Source organism: Streptomyces sp. NPDC034103 (genome assembly GCF_055575395.1).
Genome location: NZ_JBVISS010000004.1, coordinates 515,987 through 525,015, shown reverse-complemented (window position 1 = coordinate 525,015; position 9,029 = coordinate 515,987). Strand labels below are relative to the sequence as shown.

The window sequence follows — 9,029 nt, the reverse complement described above, 5'->3', positions numbered from 1 at the left end:
AAGAGGTTGAGGCGGGCTTCCATGGTGTGCTCCTGTGGCGTTGGTGTCGTGCCTACGCCTCTTTGACGGAACGGCCACCCCCAGATGTGACAGCCCCGCATGTGACGTGAGCCACGTCCTCCTTCTCGGTCGTCACCGGGCGGTGCGGGCCCGGTGGCGGCGTACCGCGTCCCGGTTGGCGCAGCGGGTCGAGCAGTAGCGCTGTCTGCCGGTGCGGGAGGTGTCGGCGAAGACCGTGGCGCACTCCGGCACGGCGCAGCGGCTGAGTCGGTGCATGCCACGGCCTGACAGGTGGAGCGCGGTGCCCACGGCGACGAGGGAGGACAGCACGCCGCCCAGTGGTTGCCCCTCGTCGCGGTAGTGCAGATGCCAGCCGCTGCCCACGTGGTTGGTCATCCGCGGGTAGGCGGCGGCCGCGGCCAGCATCCGGTTGACCAGGTCGGCGCGCTCGCCCTCGTCGTCGGCGTCGACGACCTTCTCCCAGGTGTCGAGGAGCTCCCAGGTGCGCTCCAGGTCCTCGGTGGTGGCGGGGTCCTCCACGGTCAGCCCGGCGGCGCGGCAGCGGTCGGTGAGTTCCCCGGCGCTCGACGGGCGGTGGTTGACCAGGTCGGCGGCGAGGTTCACGGCATCCTCGCCGTAAGGGTTGAGATGCATAAGGGCATTACATCAAGGTCGTGGTCATGGGACAACGCACCGGACCCCGATCCGACGTACGGCAGGCCGTGGAGTACGACCTCGTCGAACTCATCCGCCTGCGCGCTCTGTTGTTCGACCAGCTGGAGGGTGACTTCTTCAACCCCGCGTCGGCGGACGGCGGTTGGCTCGACACCCTGGCCGTGGTGCTCAAGGAGCAGCTGACCGCGGACACCGTGCGCATTCTCGTCGTGGACGGCGCCGACGGCGGACTCGCGGCCTGCGGCATCGGCACCATCGAGCAGCGGCTGCCCGGCCCGCACCTGCGCAACGGCAGGGTCGGGCAGGTGCTCGGCGTCGTCACCGACCCCTCCCACCGGCGGCGCGGACACAGCCGCGCGATCATGCGGGGGCTGCTCGACTGGTTCTGGCAGCGCGAGGTGTCGCGCGTGGACCTGCACGCCTCCGCCCAGGGCGAACCCCTCTACCGCGACCTCGGGTTCACCCCGCACCCCGACCCGGCCCTGTGCCTGCGCCCGTGAGGCGTGGCGCACGCTACCGCTGGGTGGTCCTCGCCGTGGCCACCTTCACCCAGGCCGCGCGGCCGCCGGGTTCGAGGTGTCCTTCGCCTTCGCCCCACGACACGCCACCGGCCAGTACCTGGGTGTGTTCCACCTGGGAGCGGGCCTGGCCGACGCGCTCGGCCCCGGTCTGCTCATCGCGCTGTGCATCACCCGGGGCCGACCTGGCTGGTACGTGGTCGGCGGGCTGTTCCTGCTCACCGGCCTCGCGGCACCCGCCGCCGTCCGCCGGGCCGCGCTCAGCCGACCGTCCGCAGATACGCCCCCAGCCGAGCGATCGCCGACGGGTTGCGCGGGCTCTCCACCAGGTCGACGTAGTCCAGCGTGAAGATCCGCCGGTGTTCGACGGCGGACACGCCCCGCAGCGGGGCGTAGGTGAGCAGGAACTTCCGCTTCTGCTCGGCGCTCACGTCACCGTAGTCGCAGATGACGATGACGTCGGGGTTCCGCTCCACCACGCTCTCCCAGCCGACCGTGGTCCAGGAGTCCCGTACGTCGTGCATGACGTTGACCCCGCCCGCCTCGCTGATGATCTGGTCGGGGGCGGCGTAGCGGCCGGAGGTGAAGGGTTGGTCCTGGCCGCTGTCGTAGAGGAAGACCGTGGGCTTCCTCGCCGGGGCCTGGGCGTGCACGTCGGCGATCCGCTTCTTGAAGCCGGCGATCAGCGTGGCCGCCCGCTTCTCGACGCCGAACAGCCTCCCGAGGTTGGTCAGGTCGGTGTACAGCGCCTGCAGCGGCGGCATGATGCCCCGCGAGGACGTCGTGCGGCCGTTGCGGCAGGACTCGGTGAGGATGTACGAGGGGATGCCGAGCTTCTTCAGAGCGTCCGGGGTGAAGCCGGCGTCCTCGCGGAAGCCGTAGTTCCAGCCGGCGAAGACGAGGTCGCCGCGCACGTCCAGGACGTTCTCCTTGGTCAGCTGGTCCTTGGAGAGCCACTTGACCTTGTCGTAGCCGTCCTTCCACGGGACCCCCTTGAGGTCGCCCTTGTCGTCGGGCATGGCGAACCCGGCCATGCGGTCCTCCAGGCCGAGCGCGAACATCAGCTCGGTGATCCCGACATCGTTGGTGACGACCCGCTCGGGGACCTTGTCGAAGGTCACCTTCCGGCCGCAGTTGGTGAGCGTGACCGAGGAGGCCTTGGCGTCCTCGGGTGGCGTCTCGACGGACGCGCCGCAGCCGGTGGCGGTCGCGGCGAGACACAGGGCGGCGGCGAGCAGTCTGCGCATGGGGATCCTCACGGTGTCTGCGGGAGCAGGTCGAACAGGAGCTGGACGGCGCCGGTCTCCGGGTGCCGTACGGGATGCGCGCGCACCCCGAACACCTCGGCGAGCAGGGCCGGTTGAAGCACGTCTTGGGGAGGCCCCGAGGCGACGACCCGGCCGCCCGCGATCACGTACAGGACATCGCAGTGCGCGGCGGCCAGGTTGAGGTCGTGCAGGGCGGCGAGGACGGTGACGCCGCTGGCTCGTACCAGGGACAGCACGTCCAACTGGTGCGCGATGTCGAGGTGGTTGGTGGGTTCGTCGAGCACGAGCACCCGGGGCCGCTGGGCAAGCGCCCGCGCGATCAGCACGCGCTGCTTCTCACCCCCGGACAGGGCGAGGAACCCCCGGTCGGCGAGGTGCCCGACACCGGTGCGCGCCATCGCCTGCGCGCACACCTCGCGGTCCGCCGCGGCCGTACGGTCCCGGTGCGGCAGGCGCCCCATGGCGACCACCTCGGCGACCGTGAAGTCGAACTCCGCCACCGACTCCTGCGGCAGCGCCGCCAGCACCCGAGCGCTCTCCCGGGCCGGCATCGCGTGCACGTCGTCCCCGTCCAGGCGCACCACGCCCCCGGCGGGCCGCAGCGCCCGGTACACACAGCGCAGCAGCGTCGACTTGCCGCTGCCGTTGGGGCCGACGAGCCCGACGAACGCCCCGCTGTCCACGGCGAGCCGCACCTCGTCGACGATCCGCGTCCCGGCGGCCTCGACCGTCACGTCCTCGATGTCGAGCCTCATGGTCAGCGGCCTCCGAACGCGTAGCCGCCGCGCCGCATCAGCAGCAGGAAGGCCGGCACGCCCACCACGGCGGTGACGACCCCGACGGGCAGTTCGGCGGGCGCCAGCAGCAGCCGGGACAGCACGTCCGCCCACACCAGCAGCACCGCCCCGGCCGGTGGCGCCAGCACGAGCACCCGGCGGTGGTCGGCGCCGACCAGCATTCGTACGACGTGCGGCACCATCAGCCCGACGAATCCGATGGCCCCGCTGACCGCGACCACCGTGCCGGTCACGGCCGCGGTGACCAGGAACAGCTCACGGCGCAGCAGGCCGGGCCGGACGCCGAGCGCGGCCGAGGTCTCGTCACCCATCGCCAGCGCGTTGAGCGACTCGGCCCGCCACCGCAGCCACGCCCACCCCGCGGCCACCGTCACCGCGACGAGCGGCAGTTGCGCCCAGGTGGCGCCGCCCAGACTGCCGAGGAGCCACATCAGCGCCGACCGGGCCGCCTCGCCGCGGGCCGCGCCGAACACCATGACGGTGGTGACCGCCTCGAAGCCGTACGCCAGCGCCGTACCGGTCAGCACGAGCCGCAGCGGGGTCAGCCCGTGCGGGGACCGGGCGGCGGCGTACACCAGGACCATCGCCGCGAGCGCCGAGACGAACGCCGACGCGGACAGCGCCCAGACGCCGAGTCCGGCGAACGCGCCGAGCAGGATGACCGCGTTGGCACCCACCGCCGCGCCCGAGGAGATGCCGAGGACGAACGGGTCGGCGAGCGCGTTGCGGACCATCGCCTGCACGGCCACCCCGACCGCGGCGAGCCCCGCGCCGACGACCGCCCCGAGCAGCACCCGGGGCAGCCGGATCTCCCAGACGATGGCGTACGCGGCGGCGTCGTCGGCGTGCACGGTCGCACCGGTCAGACCGGCCCACAGGAACCCCAGGACGTCCGGCCAGCCGATCCCGGAGGCTCCCAGACCGACACCGCCGACGAGCGACACCAGGAGCAGCGACACCGTGCCGGCCACCCACGGGAGCAGGGGCATGCGGCTGGGCGTGGGGCTTGGGCGCACGGTCGGGGCGGTCCTTCGGGTGGGGCCGCCTGACGAACGTCAAGGAGACAGCCCGTACGACCCGGAAGGCCGCGCGGTCCCCTCTCGCAGTCCTCGGCGAGCAGTCAACGGGTCGCACCACCCACGGGCGATCGGGCTCACGCGGCACCCTTTGGGGCAGTCGCGCACACCGTTGCGGGTCAGCGCCGGGATCTCACCGGACTTCCCCCGCGGGAGGCTCGGGGAGCGTAGCAAACGGGGGTGTCGACCGGGCGCCGGGGGAGGCGCGGTCGTGCCCGTCCCCGGCACGTGCCACCGGCCGGGGCCGGGGACCGCCTTCGACTGGTGGCGTGCCCGTCCCGGCGCGCCCACCGGCCGGGGGTCGGGATCTGACCCCCGGCCGATGGGCGCGATGCTCAGGCGCGCAGCGCGACCCTCTCCTGGGGCGTGTCCCGCCGGAACGCCCACTTCAGGTCCGGCTCCATGACGAACCGGAACACCTTGCGCACGGCAGGCGTGCACAGCAGGGTCACGATCGCGGCCGCGACGAGGGTGACCACGACCTCGCCGAGCGGCTGGTACACCCACGCGGGGTCGTACCAGCCCCAGGGCTTGGAGCCCTGGGCGACGAATCCGTGCAGCAGATAGCCGTAGAGCGTGCCCGCGCCGAGCGCGGTGCACCACATCCGCCGCCCGGGAACCCAGGACAGGAAACAGGCCACCAGCAGCGTCGAGCAGGCGAAGAGGACCAGGGTCATGACCGGGCCGTACCAGGCGGGCGCGCCCAACTCCTGGGCGCTGTCCCGGTGGTAGAACCAGGCGTCGCTCATCCGCGGCACCGCCCAGTACGCCAGGGTGAGCGCGGCCACGAACACCGGGACCGCCGCGATCCGTACCTTCCAGCGCCGGATCAGCCGGAAGTGCTCCGGCCTCAGACACAGGCCGAGCACGAAGTACGGCAGGAACTGAAGGGTGCGCTGCAGGTCGAGGTCCTCGCCGATGGACGGCGTGACGGTGGCGAGCATGGCGACGGCGAGCGCGAGCGGCAGCGGCCGGCGCACCGAGCGCCACACCGGGGTGGTCAGCCGCCAGATGAACAGCGCGGCCAGGAACCAGGTCAGATACAGCGGCTCCAACAGGCTGACCGGCCGGTCCGGCACACCGTCGGTCCACCGGGTGTAGAAGGTGTACGCCGTCTCGAAGACGACGTACGGGACGGCGACGCCGGTCACCAGCCGCCTCAGCCGCTCCGGGCTCCCGTCGAAACTCCGGGAGAAGTAGCCGGCGATCACGATGAACGCGGGCATGTGGAAGGCGTACACGAGCATGTAGAGCGCGGAGACGGTCCGGCTGCCCTCGCGCAGCGGCTCCCACGCGTGTCCGATCGCCACCAGCACGATGGCCAGGTACTTGGCGTTGTCGAAGAACGCGTCCCGCTGCTTGACGGGCTTGGTGCGGGGCGCGGAGTCCCGTTCGGGTGCGAGGTCGGGGGCCGCGGTCACCACACCGCCCCCCGCGCACCGCACCGCAAGGCGTCCGGTACGTGTCTGCCGGGAGTGACGGGTGTGTGGAGTACCTGGGGCATCCCACGCGCCTGACCATTTCTCGGCGCGGCAAACCTCCGCGGTGCGGTGGTCAGGCCGCTGGGTGCACCAGCCCGGACTCGTAGGCGAAGGCCACCGCCTGGACGCGGGCGCGGGCGCCGATCTTGGCGAGGATGCGGCTGACGTGCGATTTGACGGTGGTGGGCGCGATGGCCAGGCGCTGGGCGATCTCGGTGTTGGACCAGCCGGAGGCGACGGCGGCGAGGACGTCGCGCTCGCGCTCGGTGAGGGCGTTCAGCCCGGCCTGCGACGCGGGGCGGGAGGGCTGGAGCTGACGGACGGTGTCGATGAGGGCGCGGGTCAGATGGGGGGTGATGACGGAGTCCCCGGTGGCCACCACGCGGATGGCGGCGATCAGTTCGTCGGTGGTGGCGTGCTGCGGGAGGAAGCCACCGGCGCCGGCGCGCAGGGCGGCGTAGGCGTGCCCCTCGTCGCTGGTCGGGGTCAGGACCAGGACCCGCGCCGGAAGGGCGGGTTCGCCCGTCACCGCGAGGGCCGCGGGCCGGGTGATTCGGCGGATGACCTCGGGGCCCTCCCTCTCGTGGACCCGGCCGTCCAGCACGACGACGTCCGGGCGCAGTACCGCGGCCAGCCGGACCGCCTCGGCCCCGCCGCGTGCCTCACCGACGACGGTCAGATCGGGCTGGTCGGCCAGCAGCATGCGCAGGCCGTGGCGTTGGAGGGATTGATCGCTGGCGATGAGGACCGAGGTCATGACGGCTCCTTTTGAACGAAACTGTTTCGTTCACCGTGCTGTCAGAATACCCCTCTCGAATCGAAACGAAGCGTCCTCCTCTGTGGCCTCGATCACGCGCCACGGTACCGTCGTCGATGCCCCGTCAGGCGACGGGAGCGGGTTTCCTCGTGCGGGCGGCGGCGGTCGCCCGGAGCCGCCGGCCGCGGCGCGTGGGCCCCCACGGCTTGAGGACCGAGATCACCGTCATGAAGACATAGGCGGACAGCGACACGACCGGTCCGAACAGGACGTCACCGGCGTCGGGGAGCACTTTGCCCGCGGCGACGGCCGTCACCGCCGCGTTCACCCCGGGGCGCAACGCGAAGGCGGTGGCGGCGGTCGTGGCGAGGGTCAGCCAGAACTTCGTCCAGACCCAGCGGTGCCGCGCCAGGCCCCACGCGGTGCCCAGCGACAGCAGCAGACCGCTCAGGAGTGTGAGGAACGCGAGCGGAAGCAGCAGCCAGTCCGCGAACAGCTTCATGGTCCGCGCGCTGGCCTCGACGGTCACCGCCGATCCGGTGGTGGTCGCGGTGATCCCGAGCGCCAGCAGCCCGAGCGTGAGCCCGAGCCAGCTCGCGGACGAGACGACGTGGACGATCAGGGAGACCCGGCGACCCGGGCGGTTCAGCTTCACCCGCACCACGGTGCCCGGCGGGGGCGTCCGGGGCGTCTGACAGCGGGAGTAACCCCGCGTACTGGCCTCGGAGTACGGCGTCGACGCTCCGCTCTCGGGCAGGAACGCGTGCTCAGCCCTCCCGGGCGGCCCGCAGCAGGTGGTCGCGGACCAGGGCCACGTGCGGGTTGCCGGAGGCGCCCGGGCGCTGCACCAGGAAGCCGGTGTTGATGGGCGGGTCGTCCGGGTCGTGCAGGAGCACCAGGGTCCCGGACGCCAGCTCGGCCGCGCACAGGTAGCGGGGGAGCACCGTGAACCCGGCGCCGCCCGCGACCGCCGCCTTCACCGCGTTCAGGTCGGGCATCGTGACCGCAGGGTCGCGCACCAGACGTCGGCCGAAGACATGTCGCCAGTAGCGGCGCACGATGGGCAGGTCCTCGGCGTACGCGATCAGCGGGACGCCGTGCAGTGCTGCGTCCCCCTCGGCCGCTACCCGGGCCGGGCCGCCGAGGCGCTCCGCCCGTCCGGGCGCGGCCACCAGCACGAACTCCTCGTCGTTGAGGGGGACGGCGGCCAGGGTGCGGCCGCGCGGCCGGAAGGTGGCGATCACCAGGTCATGGCGGCCCGCGCGCAGGTCCTCCAGGAGCGGCTCGGTCAGACCGGGGGTGACCCGCAGCCGTACCCCCTTCTCCACCAGAGGTGCGATGCCGGGCAGCACGGACCGGGTGAGGAACTCGGCCGGGCCGGCGAGGTGCACCGGCTCGGCCGGGGTGTCGCCGGCTCCCGTGACCGTGGCCAGCGAGTCCAGGGGATCGACGACCCTGGCGGCCAGCTCGTCCGCGTAGGGCGCCGGTGCCACACCGCGGGCCAGCCGCTCGAACAGCTCCCGGTCCAGTTGGCGCTCCAGCGCGCGGATCTGTGTCGTCACCGTGGGCTGCGACAGGCCCAGGAGCCGGGCGGCGGCGGTGAAGGAGCCGGTGCGGTAGACGGTGAGGAAGGTGCGGAGCAGATTGAGGTCCAGCGGCGCCGCCACCGGGCGGTGATGGGAATCTCTATCTCTCACATACGTGAGCCTATTGGATTCCTATGGGTGCGACGGCTTACGGTCGGAGCATGGCAAAGATCCTCTTCGTAATCACCGGCGCCGACCACTGGACGCTCGCGGACGGCACCAAGCACCCGACCGGCTTCTGGGCCGAGGAGGCCGTCGCCCCGTACGAGGCCTTCAAGGCCGCCGGTCACGAGATCATCGTGGCCACCCCGGGTGGCGTCGTCCCCGCCGTCGACCAGGGCAGCCTCGCCGCCGAGGTCAACGGCGGCCAGGAGAACGCCGACCGGATCGCGGGCGTCCTCGCCGCCGCGACCGAGCTGCGGCAGCCGATCAGCCTCGAGGACGTGAACCTCGACGACTACGCCGCCGTCTTCTACCCCGGCGGCCACGGCCCCATGGAGGACCTCGCGGTCGACGCCGCCTCCGGCGAACTCCTCACCCGTGCCCTGCGGTCCGGCAAGCCGCTCGGCGTGGTCTGCCACGCCCCGGCCGCGCTGCTCGCCGCGGTCGACGGCGACGGCGGCAACAGCTTCGCCGGGTACCGGATCGCCGCCTTCACCAACGCCGAGGAGACCCAGGCGGGCCTCGCCGACAAGGCCAAGTGGCTGCTCCAGGACCGGCTGACCGAGGCCGGTGTGCAGGTCGAGGTGGGCGAGCCGTGGGCGCCGAAGGTGGTCGTCGACCGCAACCTGGTCACCGGCCAGAACCCGGCGTCCTCGGCGCCGCTGGCGGCGGAGCTGCTCAAGAAGCTCGGCTGAACCCCGTGGTCGGT

At 72.5% G+C, this 9,029-nt stretch carries 10 protein-coding genes; 2 read left to right on the top strand and 8 right to left on the bottom strand.

Features of this window, described 5'->3' with window-relative positions; translation table 11 throughout:
- Nucleotides 1-132 precede the first annotated feature (132 nt).
- Entirely contained in the window at nt 133-654 is a 522-nt protein-coding gene (locus tag ACZ56U_RS11795; protein ID WP_469083859.1) for a CGNR zinc finger domain-containing protein, read from the bottom strand.
- A gap of 26 nt (nt 655-680) precedes the next feature.
- Between ACZ56U_RS11795 and ACZ56U_RS11790 the strand changes: the two genes are divergently transcribed.
- Nucleotides 681-1,175: a GNAT family N-acetyltransferase gene (locus ACZ56U_RS11790; RefSeq protein ID WP_469083858.1), complete on the top strand. Its 495-nt coding sequence runs from the start codon at nt 681-683 to the stop codon at nt 1,173-1,175.
- Between the two features lie 278 nt (nt 1,176-1,453).
- On the opposite strand, the gene ACZ56U_RS11785 is transcribed toward ACZ56U_RS11790, so the two are convergent.
- The 7 genes from ACZ56U_RS11785 to ACZ56U_RS11755 all read right to left on the bottom strand — a co-directional run bounded on the left by ACZ56U_RS11785 (nt 1,454) and on the right by ACZ56U_RS11755 (nt 8,269).
- Nucleotides 1,454-2,440 (bottom strand): ABC transporter substrate-binding protein, encoded by a 987-nt coding sequence (locus ACZ56U_RS11785; protein WP_469083857.1) that lies wholly within the window; start codon nt 2,438-2,440, stop codon nt 1,454-1,456.
- 8 nt (nt 2,441-2,448) lie between these two features.
- Nucleotides 2,449-3,216: an ABC transporter ATP-binding protein gene (locus tag ACZ56U_RS11780; protein WP_469083856.1), complete on the bottom strand. Its 768-nt coding sequence runs from the start codon at nt 3,214-3,216 to the stop codon at nt 2,449-2,451.
- Between the two features lie 2 nt (nt 3,217-3,218).
- Nucleotides 3,219-4,247, bottom strand: coding sequence for a FecCD family ABC transporter permease (locus ACZ56U_RS11775; RefSeq protein ID WP_469083855.1), 1,029 nt, complete (start codon nt 4,245-4,247; stop codon nt 3,219-3,221).
- Nucleotides 4,248-4,669: 422 nt separating this feature from the next.
- Nucleotides 4,670-5,755, bottom strand: coding sequence for an acyltransferase family protein (locus ACZ56U_RS11770; RefSeq protein WP_469083854.1), 1,086 nt, complete (start codon nt 5,753-5,755; stop codon nt 4,670-4,672).
- 133 nt (nt 5,756-5,888) lie between these two features.
- The gene (locus tag ACZ56U_RS11765; protein ID WP_469083853.1) at nt 5,889-6,572 is read right to left on the bottom strand and encodes a LuxR C-terminal-related transcriptional regulator; all 684 of its coding nucleotides are present in this window, start codon (nt 6,570-6,572) and stop codon (nt 5,889-5,891) included.
- 124 nt (nt 6,573-6,696) lie between these two features.
- Nucleotides 6,697-7,227: a DUF2269 domain-containing protein gene (locus ACZ56U_RS11760; protein WP_469083852.1), complete on the bottom strand. Its 531-nt coding sequence runs from the start codon at nt 7,225-7,227 to the stop codon at nt 6,697-6,699.
- Between the two features lie 112 nt (nt 7,228-7,339).
- A complete protein-coding gene (locus ACZ56U_RS11755) occupies nt 7,340-8,269 on the bottom strand; it encodes a LysR family transcriptional regulator (RefSeq protein WP_469083851.1) in 930 nt (309 codons plus the stop codon).
- A 50-nt stretch (nt 8,270-8,319) separates the two neighbouring features.
- On the opposite strand from ACZ56U_RS11755, the gene ACZ56U_RS11750 reads away from it, so the two are divergent.
- Nucleotides 8,320-9,015: a type 1 glutamine amidotransferase domain-containing protein gene (locus tag ACZ56U_RS11750; RefSeq protein WP_469083850.1), complete on the top strand. Its 696-nt coding sequence runs from the start codon at nt 8,320-8,322 to the stop codon at nt 9,013-9,015.
- Nucleotides 9,016-9,029: the final 14 nt, after the last annotated feature.